Source organism: Aquincola tertiaricarbonis, from assembly GCF_000969605.1.
GTDB classification, from domain to species: domain Bacteria; phylum Pseudomonadota; class Gammaproteobacteria; order Burkholderiales; family Burkholderiaceae_C; genus Aquincola; species Aquincola tertiaricarbonis.
This window is the reverse complement of the sequence record NZ_JZUE01000009.1, coordinates 150,929-169,625: the sequence shown is the minus strand read 5'-3', so window position 1 is coordinate 169,625 and position 18,697 is coordinate 150,929. Positions and strand designations below refer to the sequence as shown.

The 18,697-nt window shown below is 70.8% G+C and carries 21 protein-coding genes; 5 read left to right on the top strand and 16 right to left on the bottom strand.

The features are described from left to right. Positions 1-3: 3 nt before the first annotated feature. Genes atpA through VO99_RS13125 form a run of 6 tightly spaced genes read right to left on the bottom strand, consistent with a single transcriptional unit; the run spans position 4 to position 4,334 of the window. Positions 4-1,557 (bottom strand): F0F1 ATP synthase subunit alpha, encoded by a 1,554-nt coding sequence (atpA, locus tag VO99_RS13150; protein ID WP_046113324.1) that lies wholly within the window; start codon positions 1,555-1,557, stop codon positions 4-6. A 34-nt stretch (positions 1,558-1,591) separates the two neighbouring features. Beyond that, positions 1,592-2,116 (bottom strand): F0F1 ATP synthase subunit delta, encoded by a 525-nt coding sequence (locus VO99_RS13145; RefSeq protein ID WP_046113323.1) that lies wholly within the window; start codon positions 2,114-2,116, stop codon positions 1,592-1,594. A 4-nt stretch (positions 2,117-2,120) separates the two neighbouring features. After that, on the bottom strand, positions 2,121-2,591 hold the full coding sequence (locus tag VO99_RS13140; protein ID WP_046113322.1) for a F0F1 ATP synthase subunit B: 471 nt from the start codon (positions 2,589-2,591) through the stop codon (positions 2,121-2,123). 40 nt (positions 2,592-2,631) lie between these two features. Then, entirely contained in the window at positions 2,632-2,883 is a 252-nt protein-coding gene (gene atpE, locus VO99_RS13135; RefSeq protein WP_046113321.1) for a F0F1 ATP synthase subunit C, read from the bottom strand. Positions 2,884-2,941: 58 nt separating this feature from the next. Then, positions 2,942-3,826: a F0F1 ATP synthase subunit A gene (gene atpB / locus VO99_RS13130; RefSeq protein WP_046113320.1), complete on the bottom strand. Its 885-nt coding sequence runs from the start codon at positions 3,824-3,826 to the stop codon at positions 2,942-2,944. A 28-nt stretch (positions 3,827-3,854) separates the two neighbouring features. Beyond that, positions 3,855-4,334 (bottom strand): ATP synthase subunit I, encoded by a 480-nt coding sequence (locus VO99_RS13125; protein WP_046113319.1) that lies wholly within the window; start codon positions 4,332-4,334, stop codon positions 3,855-3,857. Between the two features lie 200 nt (positions 4,335-4,534). Here VO99_RS13125 and VO99_RS13120 point away from each other — a divergent pair, with 200 nt between their 5' ends. Next, entirely contained in the window at positions 4,535-6,676 is a 2,142-nt protein-coding gene (locus VO99_RS13120; RefSeq protein ID WP_046113407.1) for a protein-disulfide reductase DsbD family protein, read from the top strand. A gap of 46 nt (positions 6,677-6,722) precedes the next feature. Continuing rightward, positions 6,723-7,340, top strand: coding sequence for a redoxin domain-containing protein (locus VO99_RS13115; RefSeq protein ID WP_232315354.1), 618 nt, complete (start codon positions 6,723-6,725; stop codon positions 7,338-7,340). Between the two features lie 9 nt (positions 7,341-7,349). Here the strand turns inward: VO99_RS13115 and VO99_RS13110 are convergent, their stop codons facing one another. Genes VO99_RS13110 through VO99_RS13095 form a run of 4 tightly spaced genes read right to left on the bottom strand, consistent with a single transcriptional unit; the run spans position 7,350 to position 10,355 of the window. After that, positions 7,350-8,267, bottom strand: coding sequence for an SMP-30/gluconolactonase/LRE family protein (locus VO99_RS13110; RefSeq protein ID WP_046113317.1), 918 nt, complete (start codon positions 8,265-8,267; stop codon positions 7,350-7,352). Then, a complete protein-coding gene (locus tag VO99_RS13105) occupies positions 8,264-9,136 on the bottom strand; it encodes an aldose 1-epimerase (protein ID WP_046113406.1) in 873 nt (290 codons plus the stop codon). The genes VO99_RS13110 and VO99_RS13105 overlap by 4 nt, the downstream gene beginning before the upstream one ends. Positions 9,137-9,169: 33 nt before the next feature. Beyond that, complete coding sequence (locus tag VO99_RS13100) at positions 9,170-9,664, bottom strand: GNAT family N-acetyltransferase (RefSeq protein WP_046113316.1); 495 nt, start codon at positions 9,662-9,664, stop codon at positions 9,170-9,172. A 4-nt stretch (positions 9,665-9,668) separates the two neighbouring features. Then, the gene (locus VO99_RS13095) at positions 9,669-10,355 is read right to left on the bottom strand and encodes a cytochrome b/b6 domain-containing protein (RefSeq protein ID WP_046113315.1); all 687 of its coding nucleotides are present in this window, start codon (positions 10,353-10,355) and stop codon (positions 9,669-9,671) included. A 165-nt stretch (positions 10,356-10,520) separates the two neighbouring features. On the opposite strand from VO99_RS13095, the gene VO99_RS13090 reads away from it, so the two are divergent. Together VO99_RS13090 and VO99_RS13085 are read left to right on the top strand one after the other, a co-directional pair. Continuing rightward, positions 10,521-10,976: a c-type cytochrome gene (locus VO99_RS13090; RefSeq protein ID WP_046113314.1), complete on the top strand. Its 456-nt coding sequence runs from the start codon at positions 10,521-10,523 to the stop codon at positions 10,974-10,976. Positions 10,977-11,000: 24 nt separating this feature from the next. Further along, a complete protein-coding gene (locus tag VO99_RS13085; RefSeq protein WP_046113313.1) occupies positions 11,001-11,918 on the top strand; it encodes a phosphotransferase family protein in 918 nt (305 codons plus the stop codon). Positions 11,919-11,933: 15 nt separating this feature from the next. On the opposite strand, the gene VO99_RS13080 is transcribed toward VO99_RS13085, so the two are convergent. The 6 genes from VO99_RS13080 to VO99_RS13055 are packed head-to-tail and all read right to left on the bottom strand — an operon-like array spanning position 11,934 to position 17,068. Then, positions 11,934-12,650 (bottom strand): alanyl-tRNA editing protein, encoded by a 717-nt coding sequence (locus VO99_RS13080; RefSeq protein ID WP_046113405.1) that lies wholly within the window; start codon positions 12,648-12,650, stop codon positions 11,934-11,936. Between the two features lie 5 nt (positions 12,651-12,655). Then, positions 12,656-13,327, bottom strand: a complete 672-nt coding sequence (locus VO99_RS13075) for a VOC family protein (RefSeq protein WP_046113312.1) — start codon at positions 13,325-13,327, stop codon at positions 12,656-12,658. A gap of 18 nt (positions 13,328-13,345) precedes the next feature. Beyond that, the gene (locus VO99_RS13070; RefSeq protein ID WP_046113311.1) at positions 13,346-14,197 is read right to left on the bottom strand and encodes a PhzF family phenazine biosynthesis protein; all 852 of its coding nucleotides are present in this window, start codon (positions 14,195-14,197) and stop codon (positions 13,346-13,348) included. Continuing rightward, positions 14,194-15,372: an aminotransferase-like domain-containing protein gene (locus VO99_RS13065; RefSeq protein WP_046113310.1), complete on the bottom strand. Its 1,179-nt coding sequence runs from the start codon at positions 15,370-15,372 to the stop codon at positions 14,194-14,196. The genes VO99_RS13070 and VO99_RS13065 overlap by 4 nt, the downstream gene beginning before the upstream one ends. Continuing rightward, positions 15,369-16,094 carry an aspartate/glutamate racemase family protein gene (locus VO99_RS13060; protein ID WP_046113309.1) on the bottom strand — a complete coding sequence of 242 codons (726 nt, stop codon included), beginning with the start codon at positions 16,092-16,094 and terminating at the stop codon, positions 15,369-15,371. The genes VO99_RS13065 and VO99_RS13060 overlap by 4 nt, the downstream gene beginning before the upstream one ends. Then, the gene (locus VO99_RS13055; RefSeq protein ID WP_046113308.1) at positions 16,091-17,068 is read right to left on the bottom strand and encodes a DMT family transporter; all 978 of its coding nucleotides are present in this window, start codon (positions 17,066-17,068) and stop codon (positions 16,091-16,093) included. The genes VO99_RS13060 and VO99_RS13055 overlap by 4 nt, the downstream gene beginning before the upstream one ends. Before the next feature lie 133 nt (positions 17,069-17,201). Between VO99_RS13055 and VO99_RS13050 the strand changes: the two genes are divergently transcribed. Continuing rightward, positions 17,202-18,629: an aminotransferase-like domain-containing protein gene (locus VO99_RS13050; protein ID WP_046113307.1), complete on the top strand. Its 1,428-nt coding sequence runs from the start codon at positions 17,202-17,204 to the stop codon at positions 18,627-18,629. Positions 18,630-18,697 lie beyond the last annotated feature (68 nt).

The window sequence follows — 18,697 nt, the reverse complement described above, 5'->3', positions numbered from 1 at the left end:
CTGTTAGGCGAACGACTTCTTGAACGAAGCGACCGCGTCCGTCAGCTTGGCCTCGGAATCCTTGCTCAGCGCCTTTTCGGTTTCCAGCGTCTGCAGCAGGGCTGCGTGGCTGGTCTTCAGGTGCTGGTGCAGGCCGTGCTCGAAAGCCAGGATCTTCTTGACGTCGACGTCGTCCATGTAGCCCTTGTTCACCGCGAACAGCGTGGCAGCCATCAGGCTGATCGGCAGCGGCGAGTACTGGGCCTGCTTCAGCAGCTCGGTCACGCGGGCACCGCGGTCCAGCTGCTTGCGGGTGGCGGCGTCCAGGTCGGAAGCGAACTGTGCGAAGGCGGCCAGCTCACGGTACTGCGCCAGGTCGGTACGGATACCGCCGGACAGGCCCTTGATCAGCTTGGTCTGGGCGGCACCACCGACGCGCGACACCGAGATACCGGCGTTGATGGCGGGGCGGATACCGGCGTTGAACAGGCTGGTTTCCAGGAAGATCTGGCCGTCGGTGATCGAGATCACGTTGGTCGGCACGAAGGCGGACACGTCGCCGGCCTGCGTTTCGATGATCGGCAGCGCCGTCAGCGAACCCGTCTTGCCCTTGACTTCACCCTTGGTGAAGGCTTCGACGTAGTCGGCGTTCACGCGGGCGGCACGCTCCAGCAGGCGGCTGTGGAGATAGAACACGTCGCCGGGGAAGGCTTCGCGGCCCGGCGGGCGGCGCAGCAGCAGCGAGACCTGGCGGTAGGCCACGGCCTGCTTGGACAGGTCGTCATACACGATCAGCGCGTCCTGGCCGCGATCGCGGAAGTACTCGCCCATCGTGCAGCCCGAGTAGGCCGACACGTACTGCATGGCAGCGGATTCAGAAGCCGAGGCGGCCACGACGATGGTGTAGTCCATCGCGCCGGCTTGCTCCAGCGCGCGCACCACGTTCTTGATCGAGGAAGCCTTCTGGCCGATCGCGACGTAAATGCAGGTCATGTTCTGACCCTTCTGGCTGATGATCGCGTCGATCGCCACGGCGCTCTTGCCGGTCTGGCGGTCGCCGATGATCAGCTCGCGCTGGCCACGGCCGATGGGCACCATCGAGTCGATCGACTTCAGGCCGGTCTGCACCGGCTGGTCCACCGACTTACGGGCGATCACGCCCGGGGCGACCTTCTCGATCACGTCGGTCAGCTTGGCGTTGATCGGGCCCTTGCCGTCGATCGGCTGGCCCAGCGCGTTGACCACGCGACCGATCAGCTCCGGGCCGACCGGCACTTCCAGGATGCGGCCGGTGCACTTGACCGTGTCGCCTTCGGAGATGTGCTCGTACTCGCCCAGGATCACCGAGCCGACCGAGTCGCGCTCGAGGTTCAGTGCCAGGCCGTACGAGGGCTGGCCGTCCTTGCCGGCCGGGAACTCGAGCATCTCGCCCTGCATCACGTCCGACAGGCCGTGCACACGCACAATGCCGTCGGTGACCGACACGACGGTACCCTGGTTGCGGATGTCCGACGAGGCTTGCAGGCCCTCGATGCGGCTCTTGATCAGTTCGGAAATTTCAGCGGGATTCAGTTGCATAGCTTTCTCCGGTCGGCCGCGGGGCCGAGGACACTCAGGCGGTGAGCGCGACCTTCATCTGTTCGAGACGTGCCTTCACCGAGGTGTCGAGCACTTCGTCGCCCACGACGACGCGGACGCCGCCGATCAGCGCCGGATCGATCCAGACGGTGGGATTGAGCTTGCGCCCGAAGCGCCTTTCGAGCGCAGCCACCATCTCGGCCAGAGCGGTGTCGTCGATCGGGAAGGCGCTGTAGATGGCTGCGTCGGAAATGCCCGAACGGGCATTGACCAGCGCATGGAACTGGGCAGCGATCTCGGGCAGCGCGGCGAGCCGGCCGTTGTCGATCACGGTGCGCAGGAAGTTCTGCAGCGCCGGCGACAGCGGCTGGTTGGCCACCGACGTGATCAGGTCATAGACCTGGTCGGGCTGGGCCTTCGGGTTGTCGGCGAACTGCTGCAACCGTGCATCGGCCGCCACGGCGGCCAGTGCGTTCAGTTGCTGTGCGGTCTGCGCGTCGCCGCCGGCCTTGAACAGCGCCTCGGCGTAGGGCCTCGCGATGGTTGCAAGCTCGGCCATGGCTTCAGAGTTCCGTCTTCAGGCGCTGCAGCAGATCGGCATGCACGCTGGCATTGACCTCGCGACGCAGGATCTGCTCGGCACCCTTGACGGCCAGCGCAGCCACCTGCTCGCGCAGGGCTTCGCGGGCCTGGACGATGGCCTGGTCGGCCTCGGCCTTGGCGGCGGCGACGATCTTGGCGCCTTCGTCGTTGGCGCGTTGCTTGGCTTCCTCGACGATGGACTGGGCCAGGCGCTCGGCGTCGGCCAGGCGCTTGCCGGCGTCGTCGCGCGCAGCGCTCAGCTGCTGCTCGACGCGCTGGTTGGCTTGCGCCAGCTCGGACTTGGCCTTGTCGGCCGCAGCCAGGCCATCGGCGATCTTGCGGGCCCGCTCATCCAGCGCCTTGGTGATCGGCGGCCAGATATAGCGCATCGAGAACCAGACGAGGATCGCAAAGACAACCGCCTGCAGGAACAGGGTCGAATTGATGTTCACGGCACGATCCTTTCGCTCGTGAAAGGGTCAGGGCGGGAAATCAGGCGGCCAGCTGGAACGGATTCGCGAAGGCGAACAGCAGCGCGATGGCGACGCCGATCAGGAACGCAGCGTCGATCAGGCCGGCCAGGATGAACATCTTGGTTTGCAGGTCGTTCATCAGCTCAGGCTGGCGAGCCGACGATTCCAGGAACTTGCCACCCATCAGGGCAATGCCGATCGATGCACCGATGGCGCCGAGACCGACGATCAGACCGCAGGCGAGGGCGACGAGGCCGAGGATGTTTTCCATGTTGTGCTCCTAAGGAGAGTTTTGGTGAGAAAGGAAGGAAACGAGAGAAAGAACGGGATCAGTGCGCGTCGTGCGCCTGACCGACATAGATCAGCGTGAGCATCATGAAAATGAACGCCTGCAGCGTGATCACCAGAATGTGGAACAGGGTCCAGACGGTCCCGGCCACCACATGCCCGACGCCCAGCCAGAAGCCGCCGGACAAGGGGTTGAATTGCCACGCCCACACGCCACCCATCAGCGCGATCAGCATGAACACGAGTTCACCGGCAAACATGTTGCCGAACAGCCGCATGCCGTGCGAGACGGTCTTGGCCAGGAACTCAATCATCTGCATCAGGAAGTTGACCGGGTACAGGAACCACTTGTCGCCGAACGGCGCCGCGATCAGCTCATGCGACCAGCCGCCCAGGCCCTTGATCTTGATGTTGTAGAAGATGCAGACCAGCAGCACGCTGCACGACAGGCCCAGCGTGGTGGACAGGTCGGCGGTGGGCACCACGCGCATGTAGTCGGCCTGGCCCATGGCGGGGCCGACGTTGTGCCAGATGCTGGGCAGCAGGTCGACCGGCAGCATGTCCATGAAGTTCATCAGGAAGATCCAGACGAACACCGTGAGTGCCAGCGGCGACACCAGCTTGCGGCTGTTGGCGTTGTGGATCACGCCCTTGGCCTGGTTGTCCACCATCTCGACCATGATCTCCAGCGCGGCCTGGAAGCGGCCCGGCACGCCCGAGGTGGCAGCGCGAGCGGCACGCCACAGCACGAAGCAGCCCAGGATGCCCAGGAGCACCGAGTAGACCAGCGAATCGAGGTTGAACACGCCGAAGTCCACGATCGAGGTCTGCTTGGCAGGCTCGAACGACAGGGTCTTCTGCAGGTGCTGGAGGTGGTGGACGATGTACTCGCCGGCGGTGGGCGCGTGTCCTTCTGCTGCTGCCATCTCTGTTTGAACCTGTAGTCTTATCGTTTCACCGTCCGCGCCACAACAGCGCGACCCAGTACGTTTTCAAGCACAGCACCAGGGCGACCAGCAAAGCCGGCCAGCTCAGATGCGGCAAAAGCTTTGGTGCCAGCACAAGCAGCGACACCGAAACCAGCAACTTCACCAACTCCCAGATCATGAAGCTCACGGCTCCGGACCCGGGGGCTGTGGCACTCAGCCTGCTGGTGATTCCGCGCGCCATCACGGCACCCGGCAACACCACCACACCGGCACCGTACAACGCCGACCAGAACGCGCTCGACTCCCGTGTCACAGCCCACGTCACGAGGGCGATGACCACGCCCACCAGGGCCTGGAACCTCACCACCCGCCACGGCGAAATCGCCGGGTGCCGCTCGCGCCAAGCCTGGGCCTCTTCGGGCGACAGGCTCTTGGCCTGCTGCTCGTCGACCTCATCTTGTCCGGTATCGGCCCACGTGTCCGAGCGGTGCGTCCGTTCTGACATCGTGCTGCTCTCTCTTACCGGCCAGTGGCAAAGCGGCGGGAGTATACGGTCAAACCCGTGCTTTTCCCGGCATCCCACCCTCTTGCTGCGGATTGACCTCCGAACGTGTCTTCACGTAAGGCAGCGTTGCTCGGCCCAGCGTGCTGAAATGATCGGCCCCGAGATCCGGAACCGCCGCCGCCCGCGGCCTTCCAATGCGCATGCTGCTCCCACGTGTCCTGCTGTCCCTGGCATTCGTCGTGCCGTGTAGCGCGCATGCCGTGCTGTTCGGCGGCTCGCCCGCGGTGGTCAAGACCGACCAGGTGCGTGTGGAGCTGGTGGCGCATGCGCCCGATGGCGTGCAGGCCGGCAAGCCCGTGTGGCTGGGCCTGAAGATCACCCACGAGCCGCACTGGCACACCTACTGGAAGAACCCGGGCGATTCCGGCTTGCCCACCACGCTGCAGTGGACGCTGCCGACCGGCCTGCAGGCCGGCGAGGTGGCCTGGCCCACGCCGAAGAAGCTGCCCGTCGGCCCGCTGGTGAACTACGGCTACGAGGACACGCTGCTGCTGCCGGTGCCGCTGACGGTGCCGGCCGGTTTCGCCGCGCCCACGGTGGAGGTGAAGCTGCATGCGGAGTGGCTGGTGTGCAAGGAGGTGTGCATCCCGCAGTCCGGCGACTTCACGCTGGCGCTGCCAGCGCAGGCCGCCACGGCGGCGAATGCGGCCGACTTCGACGCGGCGCAGCGCCGCATGCCGGCGCCTCTGCCGCAGGCTCGCGCCACCGCCACGCTGAGCGACACCGCGCTGCAACTGCGCATCGCCGGCCTGCCGGCCGCATGGCAGGGCCGCGCCGTCGAGTTCTTCCCCGAGACGGCGGGCGTGGTCGACAACGCCGCGCGCATCACAGCGCAGTGGCAGGGCGACGCCTGGCAGGCCGCGGTGCCGCTGTCGGCCCAGCGCAGCGAGAGCCCCGCCCGCATGGCCGCGGTGCTGGTGGCCGCGGGGGTGCCGGCCGGTGTGCAGGTGGCCTTCGACGTGCCCGGGCCCTGGCCCGACCCGGCGCTCGCCGCCGCGGCGCCGCCGGCGCCGGCCCACGAGGCAGGCGCTCAGGCCACGCCGTCCGGCACGTCGCTGGGCTGGGCCGGTGCGCTGCTGCTGGCGTTGGGTGGCGGCATGCTGCTCAACCTGATGCCCTGCGTGTTCCCGGTGCTGTCGCTCAAGGTGCTGGGCTTTGCCAGCCATGCGCACGACGGGCGCGCCCGCGTGGGCGGCGGCCTGGCCTACACCGCGGGCGTGGTGCTGTCGTTCCTGGCGCTGGCCGGCGTGCTGCTGGCGCTGCGCGCCGGCGGCGAGCAGCTGGGCTGGGGCTTCCAGCTGCAATCGCCTTCGGTGGTGGCGGCGCTGGCCGCGCTGTTCACCCTGATCGGGCTGAACCTGGCGGGCGTGTTCGAGTTCGGCTCCGTGCTGCCGGGCAACCTGGCCAGCCTGCGCGCACGCCACCCGATGGCCGACTCGTTCCTCACCGGCGTGCTGGCGGTGGCGGTGGCCTCGCCCTGCACCGCGCCCTTCATGGGGGCTTCGCTGGGCCTGGCCGTCACGCTGCCGGCGGCGCAGGCGCTGGCCGTCTTCGGCGCGCTGGGCCTGGGCATGGCCCTGCCCTACCTGGCCGCCAGCCTGTGGCCTGCGGCGGCGCGCGCCCTGCCGCGCCCGGGGGTGTGGATGCTGCGCTTCAAGGTGCTGATGGCCTTCCCGATGTTCGCCACGGTGGTGTGGCTGGTCTGGGTGCTGGGCCAGCAGGCCGGCATCGATGCGGTGGCGGCCCTGCTGGGCCTGCTGCTGGCACTGGCCTTCGCGGCCTGGGCCTGGGGCGGCCCGGGCTTCGGCCGCACCGCGCGCCTGGGCTTTGGGGGCGTAAGCGCCCTGCTGCTGGCGGCGGCGCTGGCCTGGGCGCTGCCGGCGCTGCGCGAGCCGCCGGCCGATGCACCGGTGGCCACCGCCGGCATCGCCACCGGCGCGTGGGAGCCCTGGAGCGCCGCCCGGGTGGCGGAGCTCACCGCGCAGGGCCGGCCGGTGTTCGTGGACTTCACCGCCGCCTGGTGCGTGACCTGCCAGTTCAACAAGCGCGGCACGCTGGCCGATGCGCAGGTGATGGCCGACTTCCAGGCCCGCGACGTGGCGCTGCTGCGGGCCGACTGGACCCGGCGCGACGCCGCCATCGGCGCCGAGCTGACGCGACTGGGCCGCAGCGGCGTGCCGGTGTATGCGCTGTACCGGCCCGGTGCCGGCGGCGGCGCGCCACAGTTGCTGCCCGAGATCCTCACTGCCCAGGCCGTGCGCGAAGCACTCGGCCGGCTGTAGCTCTGCCTGCCCGCGGCGTTGCGGGTGTTGTCTGATGGAGTACCGCATGAACACAGTCACCGCCTGGGCCTGCACCGCACTGCTGGCCATGGCTGCCGGCACCGCAGCGGCCGCCGCATCGGTGGGCGCGCCCGCGCCCGCCTTCACCGCGACGGATGCACAGGGCAGGCCGGTCTCGCTGGCCGACTTCAAGGGCAAGCACGTGGTGCTGGAGTGGGTGAACCCCGGCTGCCCCTTCGTCCAGAAGCACTACAACGCCGGCAACCTGCCCGCCACCCAAAAGGCCGCAGTGGCCAAGGGCGTGGTGTGGCTGGCGGTGAGCTCCACCGCGCGCGAAGCCAGCGACTACAAGGCACCGGCCGAGCTGCAGCAGTGGATGCAATCGAAGCAGGCGGCCGCCACCGCCACGCTGATGGATGACGACGGCCGGATCGGCCGTGCCTACGGCGCCCGCACCACGCCGCACATGTACATCATCGACCCCAAGGGCACGCTGGTGTATGCGGGTGCCATCGACAGCAAGCCCACCGCCAACCCGGCCGACATCGCCACCGCCACCAACCATGTGACCGCCGCCCTGGCCGAATCGCTGGCCGGCAAGCCGGTGTCGCAGTCGCGCACGCAGGCCTACGGCTGCTCCATCAAGTACGCCGCCGGCGCCTGAACGGCGCGGTCAGGGCCGCGCGAAGTTGGCCGGCAGGCCGGGCACGTCCACCTGCAGCGTGAGCACCGCGCCGGCCCAGGGCGTGCGGGCCAGCTCGTCAGCCGGTCGGTTCTCGCGGCCGGTGGTGATGTAGAGCGTCTTCAGGTCGGGGCCGCCGAAGCAGGGCATGGTGGGGCAGCGCACCGGCAGCCTGACCTCGCGCAGCACCTCGCCGCGTGGCGACAGGCGCAGCACGCGCGCACCTTCGAACATCGCCACCCAGTAGCAGCCTTCGGTGTCGACGCTGGCACCGTCGGGGCGGCCGCCGTAGTCGGCCAGGTCCGTGCCGGGCTGCTTGACCGGGAACTGCACCCACACGCGCTTGCCCGACAAGGTGCCCTGCGAGGGGTCGAAGTCGAAGGCGTAGATGGTGTGGGCCTTGGTGTCGCTCCAGTAGGCGGTGCGGCCGTCGGGACTCCAGGCCAGGCCGTTGGCGGTGGTCACGCCCTCGGCCTGCCGGGTGAGCTTGCCGGCCGACCAGCGGTACAGCGCGGCGGCCGGCCGGTCCTTGGGCTCATACAGCGTGCCGGCCCACATGCGGCCCTGCGGATCGGCCTTGCCGTCGTTGAAGCGCTCCACCGCCGGGTCATAGGGCGGCTTGGCCAGCGGGCGGCTCTTGCCGGTGCGGGGATCGAAGTTCACCAGCCCGCTGCGCAGCGCCAGCAGCAGCTCGCCGCCGAGCACCGGCGCGCAGCAGGCCACGTCGGTGTCGAAGGCCCATTCGTCGTGCCGGCCGCTGGCGGGGTCGAAGCGGTTGAGCTTGTGGCCGGGGATGTCGCACCAGTAGAGGCACTGCTCGCCGGGATGCCACATCGGCGATTCGCCGAGCAGCGAAGGGGCCACAGGGATCACGCCCACCGCGTCGGCGACGGCTTGCAGCTCGTTCATCGCACCGCCTCCACGTCCAGCTTCATCCAGCCCTGCAGCGTCTGCCCCGGTGGCAGCGACACCAGCCCATGCGCCAGCGGGTCCGCCATCTGGATGGCATTGCTGAGGTGGCTGACCGGCTCCACGCAGTAGTAGTCCTTGGTCTGCGGCGTGAAGACCACCAGGTAGGGCATGGCCGAGGTGAGGCGCAGCGACAGCAGTTCGTCGCGGATCAGCGCGGTGCCCGTCCAGCCCTGGAAGCAGTTGTCGAAGCGCAGCTCGCGCACCGGCGCGTCGATGGCAGGCTGGGGCACGGCCTGGCGAGGCAGCTCGTCGGCGGGGTCGGAATCCCAGCGCTGCGCCGCCTGGATCTGCAGGTGGCTGCGTTCGCGCTTGGGAAAGTATGGATGCCAGCCCAGGCCCACCGGCTGCGGCTGGTCGGCCTGGTTGGTGACGGCCATGCGCACCTCCAGGCCAGCGGGGTTGAGCACGAAGGTCTGCGTGGCCTCGAAGGCGAAGGGCCAGTGGTCGTCGGCCGCATGCACGTAGCGCAGCACGGCCTCGGTGTCGGTGTGCGAGACCACCGCCCAGGGCCGCTTCCAGCCCACGCCATGGACCGAGTGCGGGCTCTGGTCGAAGTTGGGCTGGGTGGTGTGGGCCTGCCCCAGCCAGTTGAACCGGCGGAAGCCGATGCGGTTGGAATACGGCACCAGCGGGTAGCAACCCGAAGGCCGCGAGGCCTGCAGCTCGGCCGGCTCGGTGCTGCGAAGCACCGCCACGTCGCCCCGCCACAGGCCGGCGATGCAGCCGCCCAGGTCGGGGCGCAGGGCCAGGCGCAGCGGTCCGGCGCGCAGTTCGAGGATGTGCGGGGAAGGCGTTGGATCGTTCATGCGGGCCATCGTACCGTCGGCCCGCGCGCGGCCTCAGCCCAGCTGCACGCGCAGGTAGTGCGATCCCGGCAGGGGATTGAAGTAGTAGGGCGGGATCTCTTCGAAACCCAGCGAGCTGTACAGGCCGCGGGCGGCCTCCATGTCGTCCAGCGTGTCCAGCAGCATCGACGAATAGCCGGCCTGCAACGCGCGGTCCATCAGCGCCTGCGCCAGCAGCCGGCCGAGGCCGAAGCGACGGAAGGCGCGGCGCACGTACAGCCGCTTCATCTCGCAGGCGTTGGGATAGTCGGATTCGGGCAGCGGGCGGAAGCCGCCGCAGCCGGCCAGTTCGTCGTCGACGAACACCAGCAGCAGCGCGCCGGCCGGCGGCGCATAGTCCCCGGGCAGGCCGGCCAGCTCGGCATCGAAGTTCTGGAAGCACAGGTCCACGCCCAGCTGCTCGGCGTATTCGCGGAAGATGCCGCGGGTGGCTTCCAGCAGGGCCGGCGTCGCGGCGTCCACCAGCTCGATGCGGGGCGATTCGCTCATCGCCTCATCCCCCGAGCGAAGCCACCCAGGCCGCGCCGCCGGCGCACAGCGCCAGCAGCAGCGCGGCCAGCGCGCGGGTGGCTGCACGGTCGGCCGAGGCGGGCGTGCCCGCGGGCAGGGCCTTGTCGCCCGACAGCATCGGGCCCACCAGGTTGCGACGCTTGACCACGCGGTAGAACACGATGGCCAGCACATGCAGCACCACCAGGCCGATGATGAGCCACTGCCCATAGCCTGAATGCCAGCCGGTGGCGGCGGCCGAGGTGTCGCCCGAGACGAGGGCATACAGCGGGCCCTGGTTGGCGATCTCGTCGTCGGCCACCAGCCCGGTGGCCACCTGCGCCACCAGCACGCCCAGCAGCGCGAACACCGACAGTGCGCCCACCGGGCTGTGGCCCACTTCGAAGCGGCCGTCGGGTCCGCGGTGGCCGCGCAGGTAGGCGAAGGTGCTGCCCGGGCCGTAGATGAAGTTGGCAAAGCGCGACCAATGGCCGCCCACCAGGCCCCACAGCAGGCGGAAGGCCAGCAGCGCCATCACCAGGTAGCCCAGGCGGAAGTGCCAGGTCATCGCGTTGCCGCCGACCTTGGCGGTGACCACCAGCGCGATCACCGCGGCCGCCAGCAGCCAATGGAACACCCGTGTGGGCAGGTCCCACACACGCACGCGCTGCAGCGGCGCATCCCCGTTCATTCCCAGCTCCGAAAGCCTGTCATGGGCTGGAAGATAACCGCTGCGGGCCGGCGCTTCCAGCCGCTGCGGGCGCCAGGGAATGAAAGCGATGGTGCGTCCGTACACTCATCGGGCCTCGCGCCGCGAGGTCTTGCCAGCCCCAGCTTTCCGCCCGGAGACCCCCGCATGAAGAAAACGTTGCCGACCGTTCTTGCCACGCTGATGACCGCCGTCGCCTTCCCGGCCGCCGCCCAGTTCCAGAAGACCGAAGACACCATCGAGTACCGGCAAGGCGCCTTCTTCGTGATGGGCCAGCACTTCGGCCGCATCGGCGCCATGGCCAACGGCAAGGCGCCCTTCGATGCCAAGGCCGCGGCCGACAACGCCGAGATCGTGAACACCCTGGCCAAGCTGCCCTGGGCCGCCTTCGGCGAGGGCACCGACAAGGGCCACAACACCAAGGCCAAGCCCGAGGTCTGGAAGGAACAGGACAAGTTCAAGTCTGCCGCCGCGAAGATGCAGGACGAGACCGGCAAGCTGCTGGTGGCCGCCAAGACCGGCGACCTGGCGCAGCTGAAGACCGCGTTCGGTTCCACCGCGCAGACCTGCAAGGCCTGCCACGACGACTTCCGCGCCAAGTAGGCCGCGGCCCCGCCCGCTGCGCCCATGACCGCGGCGTTGCAGCTGCCTGCCAACCCGGGCGTCGCCGAGTTCGACGCCCTGCAGGAGGACCCCGCGCGCTGGATCGGCGTGATGGCCGCGCTGGGCGCGCGCTACACCGCCGCGCCGGCGGTGCCGGCCGGCGAGGGCACGGTGCTGGTGGCCCTGCTGGGCCACGGCCTGGTGCTCAAGCTGTACCCCCCCTTCCTGCGCGACCACTTCGCCTTCGAGCGAGCGATGCTGGCGCAGCTGCACGGCCGGCTGGCGCTGCCCACGCCGCGCCTGGTGGACAGCGCCGAGCATGACGGCTGGCCTTACCTGGTGATGACGCAGCTGCCGGGCACGCCGCTCGACCGCGTCTGGCCCATGCTGCCGCCGCCGCAGCGGCAGGCCGTGCTGCACAAGATCGGCCGCCTCGCGGCGCAGGTGCATGCATTGCCGGCGGGCGAGCTGCCCGCGCTGGCGCCGCGCTGGGCCGACTTCCTGCAGGGCCAACGGCAACGCTGCCACCCGCGCCAGCAGCGCACCGGCCTGCCGGCGCACCTGCTGGCGCAGCTCGACACCTTCCTGCACGGCCCGGTACCCGAAGGCCCCGAGGTGCTGCTGACGGGCGAGTACACGCCCTTCAACCTGCTGCACCGCGGCCAGGCGCTGAGCGGCATGTTCGATTTCGGCGATGGCCTGGTGGGTCCGCGCGAATACGACTGGCTGGGGCCGATGTGCTTCCTCGCCGCCGGGGATGCGTCGCTGCTGGACGCCTTCTTCGACGGCTATCACGGCCGGCCCTTCGACCGCCGCCAGCGCGAGGCGCTGCTGCGCCTGCTGCTGCTGCACCGCTACAGCCACCTGCCGGCGCAGATCGCGCTGGCGGGCTGGCAGGACGCGCCGGACTTCACGGCCCTGGCCGCGCTCGTCTGGCCCTGAGACGCGCCACCCGCCCTAGTCGGCCAGGCCCAGCACCACGCGCCGCGTGCGGGCCGACTTCTTCTCGATCTTGCTGACGAACACCGCGCCGATCTCGGCGGTGTTGGCCACATGGGTGCCGCCACAGGGCTGCAGGTCGACGCCCTGCACCTCCAGCAGCCGGATGCGGCCATGGCCGCGCGGCGGCTGCACGCTCATGCTGCGCACCAGGCCCGGGTTGGCGTCCAGCTCCTCCTCGGCGATCCAGCGGTGGCGCACCGGATGGGCCGCGGCCACCAGCCGGGCCAGGCCGGCGTTCAGCACGTCCTTGTCCAGCGGCTCGGTCATGTGGAAGTCCAGCCGCGCCGATTCGGCGGTGATGGAGCAGCCATCCACCGGATGCGGCACCAGGGCGCACAGCAGGTGGGTGGCGGTGTGGAAGCGCCGGTGCCGTGCACGGCGCGCCTGGTCGATGCAGGCCTGCACCGCCATGCCGGGCTGCAGCGCGGCCAGCAGCGCCTGCTGGTCGGGCGCGGGCACATGCAGCACGCCGGCTTCGCCCTTGCGGGTGTCGGCGATCCGCAGCACCCGGCCATCGGGCAGCCGCAGCTCGCCGCGGTCGCCGGCCTGGCCGCCGCCCAGCGGATAGAACACGGTGCGGTCCAGCACCACGCCTTCCGCGCCGGCCTGCACGACGCGGGCCTCGCAGTCGGCCAGCTCGGCGTCTTCGCGGAACAGCTCTTCGGTGGACATCGGCATCACACCATGAAGGGCGAGGACAGGATGACCGGCCCCCGCGGACTGAGAAACCGCGCACACAGCACCGGGCCGGCATCCTGCGGCCGCTGGATGCCGGCAGGCTGCAGCACCTCCGCCGCGACGTTCGGCAGGCCGCGCACTGCCAGCGCCTGCAGCTGCAGGCCGCTGTCGGGCACGCTGTCGGTGGGATGCGCGCCGGCCCATTCGATCAGCGTGGGCAGCGCGCCCGCGCAGCGCGGCAGGCCATCGTCGGCCACCACGATGCGCCAGCGCAGCAGGCCGGCCGGCGTGGCCCGTTCGGCCGCCAGCACGCGACCGGTGTCGTGGCCCGCATCGGCCAGCCGCCGGTGCTGCTCCGCCAGCGCGCTGCTGCGCGCCACCCAGTGCAGCAGCTGCGGTCCGCGGGCCAGCGCAGCCTGCACCGGCGGCGTGTCCAGCCCGAACCAGCGCGCCCGGCCAGGCGGCGCGGCCGCCGGGTCGATTGCGATGATCTCCAGGTAGGCCTGCGCAAACGCATCGCCGCCCTGCAGCCGAAGCAGCCGGTTGTGCGTGCCCATCAACGGATGCTGGCCGCCCGGGCCGGGCACGATGCCGAAGGTGGCTTCGCACCAGGCCGCGCCTTCTTCCAGGCTGCGCGCGCCCACCACCAGGTGATCGAGTTCGACGTGCATCGGATGCAGCCTTCGGGCCTACAGGCGCACCTGGCCTTCGATGCAGCCGGCCACCTCGCCGCCCACCCACACGTCGCTGCCGTCATGCTCGAGGAACACACGGCCGGCGCGGCCCATGGCCGTGCCCTGCGCAGCCACGTAGCGCGCCGGTGCCAGCCCGGCGCCAATCAGCCACTGCGCCACGGCTGCGTTCAGGCTGCCGGTCACCGGGTCCTCGTAGTCGCCGTCGCCGATGAAGGCACGCAGCTCGAACTGCGCATCGTGCCCGGCCGCATGCGGCCCCACCACGCCGAGCTTCAGGTCGCCCAGGGCCGCGTAGTCGCACTGCAGCGCCAGCACCTGCCCGGCCGAATCCAGCATCACGCCGGCCCAGCCGGGGCCGTTGTCGCACCACTCGTGGTGGCGGATGGCATCGCGCGGCAGGCCCAGCGCCGCGGTGATGCGGGCCAGCACGTCGTCCGGCAGCGGGCCGGTGCGCCGGCGCGGCGGGGCGGCGAAGGCCAGGCGCTGCACATCGCCTTCCGCCTGGCGGCGCACGCGCACCAGGCCCACCTCGCATTGCTGCACCACATGGTCGCCCCTGGCCTGGCCGCCGGCCTGCAGCCAGGCGTGGCAGCTGCCCAGCGTGGGATGGCCGGCAAACGGCAGCTCGCCGGTGGGGGTGAAGATGCGCACCCGGTAATCGGCCTGCGGGTCGGTGGGCGGCAGCAGGAAGGTGGTCTCCGACAGGTTGGTCCAGCGGGCGAAGGCGGCCATGCGCTCGTCGCTCAGGCCTTCGGCGTCATGCACCACGGCCAGCGGGTTGCCGTACAGCGCACGGCCGGTGAACACGTCGAGCTGGGTGAAGCGGCGGGTCTTGTCCTGGCTCATGGCTGCACCTCCTGCGAAGCCTTCAGCACCCGGCCGAGGGCGGCAATGCCCTGCTCGATCAACTCCGGGGCCACGGTGACGAAGCTCAGCCGCAGCGTGTTCATGCGCGGCTCGCTGGCATAGAAGGCGGCGCCGGGCACGTAGGCCACGCCGGCATCCACCGCCCGCGGCAGCAGCGCCAGGGTGTCGAAGCCTTCGGGCAGCGTCACCCAGAAGAACATGCCGCCGGCGGGCAGCTGCCACTGGCAGCCGGCCGGCAGGTGGCGCTCCAGCGCGGCACGCATCGCATCGCGCTGGGCCTTGTAGCGGGCGCGGATGGTGGGCACGTGCTGGTCGAGGAAGCCGTTCTTGATGACCTCGTGCACCACGCGCTGGTTGAAACCCGGCGTGTGCAGGTCGGCCGCCTGCTTGGCCTGCAGCAGCTTGGGGTACAGCAGGCGCGGCGCCACCATGTAGCCCAGGCGCAGGCCGGGCGCCAGCACCTTGGAGAAGGAGCCCAGGTACAGCACTTCGTCGGGCGCATGCGCGGCCAGCGGGGCGGCGGGCGGCTGGTCGAACCAGAGGTCGCCGTAGGGGTTGTCCTCCACCACCGGCAGGCCCAGGCGCAGGCATTCGGCCATCAGCGCGTCGCGGCGGGCCGCGCCCATGCAGCGACCGCTCGGGTTCTGGAAGTTGGGCAGCATGTACAGGAAGCGCGCGCCCTTTGCCGCCTTGAGCGCGGCCGGCAGCGGGCCCTGCTCGTCGCAATCGACGGCCAGGAACTCGGGCTCGTAGGGCGCGAAGGCCTGCAGCGCGCCCAGGTAGGTGGGCGACTCCACCGCCACCGTGCTGCCTGGGTCCAGCAGCACCTTGCCGGCCAGGTCCAGGCCCTGCTGCGAGCCGGTGGTGATCAGCACCTGGTCGGCGTCGCACTTCATGCCCTGCGTGGCCAGCTGCGCGGCCACCCATTCGCGCAGCGGGGCGAAGCCTTCGCTGGCCGCGTACTGCAGGGCTTCCTGGGGGTGGTCGGCCAGCACGCGGGCGGTGGCCTCGCGCATGGCCTGCACCGGAAAGCCCTCGGCCGCGGGCAGGCCGCCGGCCAGCGAGACGATGCCCGGGCGCTCGGTGACCTTCAGGATCTCTCGGATGATCGACGGATTGAGCCGCTCGGCGCGGCGTGCCATGTTCCAGGTCATGAGGGCTTTCGTTCAGGGTGGGACGGTTCTTCCAGCAACCAGCCAACGGCCGCGGCGGCATGCAGCCCGGTGCTGTCGAACAGGGGAAACGGATGCTTCTCGGGGTCGAGCAGCAGCGAGATCTCGGTGCAGCCGAGGATGACGCCCTGCGCACCGCGCGCGGCCAGGCGATCGATCACGCCGAGGAACACCTGCCGCGAGGCATCGCTGACGACACCGCGACACAGCTCATCGTAGATGGTGGCATGCACCTTGGCGCGGTCGGCGGCCGGCGGCACCAGCACCTCCACGCCGCTGCGCTGGCGCAGGCGGTCGATCAGGATGGAGTCGTCCTCCATCGTGAAGCGGGTGCCCAGCAGGCCCACCTGGGTGAGGCCGGCCGCGCGGATGGCGGTGCCGGTCGCATCGGCGATGTGCAGCAGCGGCAGGCCAGCCGCGGCCTCGATGGCATCGGCCACCTTGTGCATGGTGTTGGTGGCCAGCACCAGGCCCTGCGCACCGGCGCGCCACAGGCCCGAGCCCAGTGCGCCCAGGTGCTGCGCCGCGGCGGCCCACTGGCCGTCGGACTGCCACTGCGCCACCGGCGCGAAATCGACGCTGGCGATGCGCAGCGGCGCGCTGTGCAGGCCGCCCAGCCGGCGGGCCACGCCCTGGTTGAGCAGGCGGTAGTAGACGGCAGTGGATTCCCAGCTCATGCCGCCGAGCAGGCCGAGGGTTCTCATCGCGAAGGCTCCGGTGAAGTGGAAGGGGCCACGGGCACGCGCTTGCCCACCAGCACGGTGGCGATCACCGCCAGCGCGAACAGCACGGTGACGCCGTCCAGCCGCTCTCCCAGCAGCGGTACCGCCACCAGCATCGAGGCGAAGGGCTGCACCAGTTGTACCTGGCTCACGCGCAGCGTGCCACCCAGCGCCAGCCCGCGGTACCAGGCGAAGAAGCCCAGCCACATCGACACCAGCGACACATAGGCGAAGCCGCCCCATGCCGCAGGCCGGGCCGCGGCCAGGGCTTCCGGATGGCGCAGGCCGATGGCCAGCGCCCAGGGCAGCGTGAGCGGCAGGCACAGCACCAGCATCCAGCAGATGACGTGCTCGCCGCGCATGCCCTGCGCCGCCAGCCGGGCGCCGCCCACGTAGCCCACCGCGCCGCTGGCCACCGCGGCCAGCAGCAGCCCGTCGGCCGCCTGTAGCCGGCCGCCGCCCTGCACCACCGCGAAGGCCAGCACTAGGCCGCAGCCCAGCAACGCGCACAGCCAGAAGGCCGGCGCCGGCCGCTGGCGCAGCCACAGCGCACCCACCACCGCGGTGGCCAGGGGCAGGAAGCCGTTGATCACCGAGGCGTGGATGGCCTCCACATGGCGCACGGCGAAGCCGCTGAACCACGGGAAGCCGAACACCACCCCGGCCGCGCTGACGGCCAGCAGGCTCCACTGTGCGCCGCGCGGGCGTGGCGCGCCGGTGGCGGCCAGGTACAGCACCGACAGCAGGCCGGCCACCGCTGCGCGACCGATGGCCACGAAATCCGGCGGCAGCTGCGGCTGTGCGGCATCGCCGCCGGCCAGGCGCGTCATCGGGATGCTGAGCGCGAACATCAGCACGCCGGCCAGGCCCAGCCACCAGCCGCGGCGGGCCGCCCGGGTGGCCGCGGCGCCGGTGATCGGGGTCGGGCGGGGCAGGATCGGCAGCGCGGTGCTCATGGCGTCTCTCTCACAGGAGGTCGGCTGCCCAGTCTAGGGCCCAGCACCAGCACAGTATCAGTACACTTCGGCACACTGCAGCCTGATCTGTGCTGCTGCCACTGCCAGCACAGCTACAGCGCACCACCTGCCCATGAATGCCGCTACGCCCCTGCCTTCCACCGCCCTCTCCCGCGACGGCGAGGCCACGCTGGCCGCCCAGCTGGCCGCCCGCTATGCCGAGCGCATCGAGCAGCAGCTGCTGGCACCCGGCGCGCGCCTGCCCTCGGTGCGCGAATGCGCACGCCGCCACACGGTGAGCCCCAGCACCGTGGTGGCCGCCTACGACCAGCTGGCGGCGCAGGGCCTGGTGGAGGCGCGCCCGCAGCGCGGTTTCTTCGTGCGCGGTCCGCAATCGCTGCGGCGGCCGGCACAGAGGCCCCCCGCGGCCACCGGCAGCGCGCCGCGCATCCGCCCCACCGACGCGGCGGCGATGATCCGCGGCATGTTCCACGGCGTGGGCACGCCCGGCCCCGGCATGGGCACGCTGCCGCCGGACTGGCTGGACCTGCCGCTGCTCAACGGTGCCATGCGCCGCGCGATGGCGGACGACGACAGCGCGCTGCGCTATGGCGAGCCGGCCGGCGACCTGCGCTTCCGCACCGCCTTCGTCCAGCGGCTGGCCGACATCGGCATCGCCGCCACCCCCGCGCAGCTGCTCACCACCATGGGCGCCACCCAGGCGCTGGACGTGGTGTCGCGCACCCTCACCCAGCCCGGCGATGCGGTGCTGGTGGACGAGCCCGGCTGGCCGATCGAATTCGCGCGCCTCGCCCGCCTCGGCCTGCGGGTGCTGCCGGTGCCGCGCGGCGCGCAGGGCCCCGACCTGGAGGTGATGCGTGCGCTGGCCCAGGCGCACCGGCCGCGCCTGTACATCACGGTCTCGGTGCTGCACAACCCCACCGGCGCCATGCTGTCGCTGGCCGCCGCACACCAGGTGCTGAAGCTGGCCGAGGCCTTCGACTTCACCATCGTGGAGGACGACACCTATGCCTACATGGCCCCGGTGCATGCGCCGCGCCTGTCGGCGCTGGACAACCTGCAGCGCAGCGTCTACCTCACCGGCTTCTCCAAGATCCTCACGCCCAATTGGCGCGTGGGCTGCATCGCCGCCGCGCCGGCGCTGACGGAGCGGCTGATCGACACCCGGCTGCTGGGCATGCTCAGCACGCCCACCGCGCCCGAGCGCGCGCTGGCCGTCACGCTGGAGCAGGGCTCGCTGCGCCGCCATGCGGAGCGGGTGACCGCCCGGCTGGAGGCCGCGCGCATGCGCACGCAGCGGCTGGCGCAGGAAGCGGGCTTCCACTTCGCCGCGCCGCCGCAGGGCCTGTTCGGATGGGTGGACACGCAGGTGGACACCGAGCGCCTGACCGAAGCCATGCTCGACCGCGGCTGGCTGCTGGCGCCGGGCACGCTGTTCCATGCCACGCCACGGCCCACCACGCTGATGCGGGTGAACTTCGCCACCGCGCAGAACGCGGCGCTGTGGCAAACGCTGGGCGAGGTGCGACGGAGCCTGTAGAGCCTGCGCGGCGAAACGCCGGCCGGACCGGCGGTTGCAGCGCTTAACATGGGCGGGCGTATGCCCCC

Coding starts and splice junctions, on each gene's coding strand:
- atpB (WP_046113320.1), bottom strand. CDS start 3,826: ATGGCAGCAGCAGAAGGACACGCGCCCACCGCCGGCGAGTACATCGTC.
- VO99_RS13095 (WP_046113315.1), bottom strand. CDS start 10,355: ATGAACGGGGATGCGCCGCTGCAGCGCGTGCGTGTGTGGGACCTGCCC.
- VO99_RS13125 (WP_046113319.1), bottom strand. CDS start 4,334: ATGTCAGAACGGACGCACCGCTCGGACACGTGGGCCGATACCGGACAA.
- VO99_RS13145 (WP_046113323.1), bottom strand. CDS start 2,116: ATGGCCGAGCTTGCAACCATCGCGAGGCCCTACGCCGAGGCGCTGTTC.
- VO99_RS13105 (WP_046113406.1), bottom strand. CDS start 9,136: ATGAACGATCCAACGCCTTCCCCGCACATCCTCGAACTGCGCGCCGGA.
- atpE (WP_046113321.1), bottom strand. CDS start 2,883: ATGGAAAACATCCTCGGCCTCGTCGCCCTCGCCTGCGGTCTGATCGTC.
- VO99_RS13065 (WP_046113310.1), bottom strand. CDS start 15,372: ATGACCTGGAACATGGCACGCCGCGCCGAGCGGCTCAATCCGTCGATC.
- VO99_RS13055 (WP_046113308.1), bottom strand. CDS start 17,068: ATGAGCACCGCGCTGCCGATCCTGCCCCGCCCGACCCCGATCACCGGC.
- VO99_RS13100 (WP_046113316.1), bottom strand. CDS start 9,664: ATGAGCGAATCGCCCCGCATCGAGCTGGTGGACGCCGCGACGCCGGCC.
- VO99_RS13080 (WP_046113405.1), bottom strand. CDS start 12,650: ATGTCCACCGAAGAGCTGTTCCGCGAAGACGCCGAGCTGGCCGACTGC.
- VO99_RS13120 (WP_046113407.1), top strand. CDS start 4,535: ATGCTGCTCCCACGTGTCCTGCTGTCCCTGGCATTCGTCGTGCCGTGT.
- VO99_RS13075 (WP_046113312.1), bottom strand. CDS start 13,327: ATGCACGTCGAACTCGATCACCTGGTGGTGGGCGCGCGCAGCCTGGAA.
- VO99_RS13060 (WP_046113309.1), bottom strand. CDS start 16,094: ATGAGAACCCTCGGCCTGCTCGGCGGCATGAGCTGGGAATCCACTGCC.
- VO99_RS13085 (WP_046113313.1), top strand. CDS start 11,001: ATGACCGCGGCGTTGCAGCTGCCTGCCAACCCGGGCGTCGCCGAGTTC.
- VO99_RS13070 (WP_046113311.1), bottom strand. CDS start 14,197: ATGAGCCAGGACAAGACCCGCCGCTTCACCCAGCTCGACGTGTTCACC.
- VO99_RS13115 (WP_232315354.1), top strand. CDS start 6,723: ATGAACACAGTCACCGCCTGGGCCTGCACCGCACTGCTGGCCATGGCT.
- VO99_RS13110 (WP_046113317.1), bottom strand. CDS start 8,267: ATGAACGAGCTGCAAGCCGTCGCCGACGCGGTGGGCGTGATCCCTGTG.
- atpA (WP_046113324.1), bottom strand. CDS start 1,557: ATGCAACTGAATCCCGCTGAAATTTCCGAACTGATCAAGAGCCGCATC.
- VO99_RS13090 (WP_046113314.1), top strand. CDS start 10,521: ATGAAGAAAACGTTGCCGACCGTTCTTGCCACGCTGATGACCGCCGTC.
- VO99_RS13050 (WP_046113307.1), top strand. CDS start 17,202: ATGAATGCCGCTACGCCCCTGCCTTCCACCGCCCTCTCCCGCGACGGC.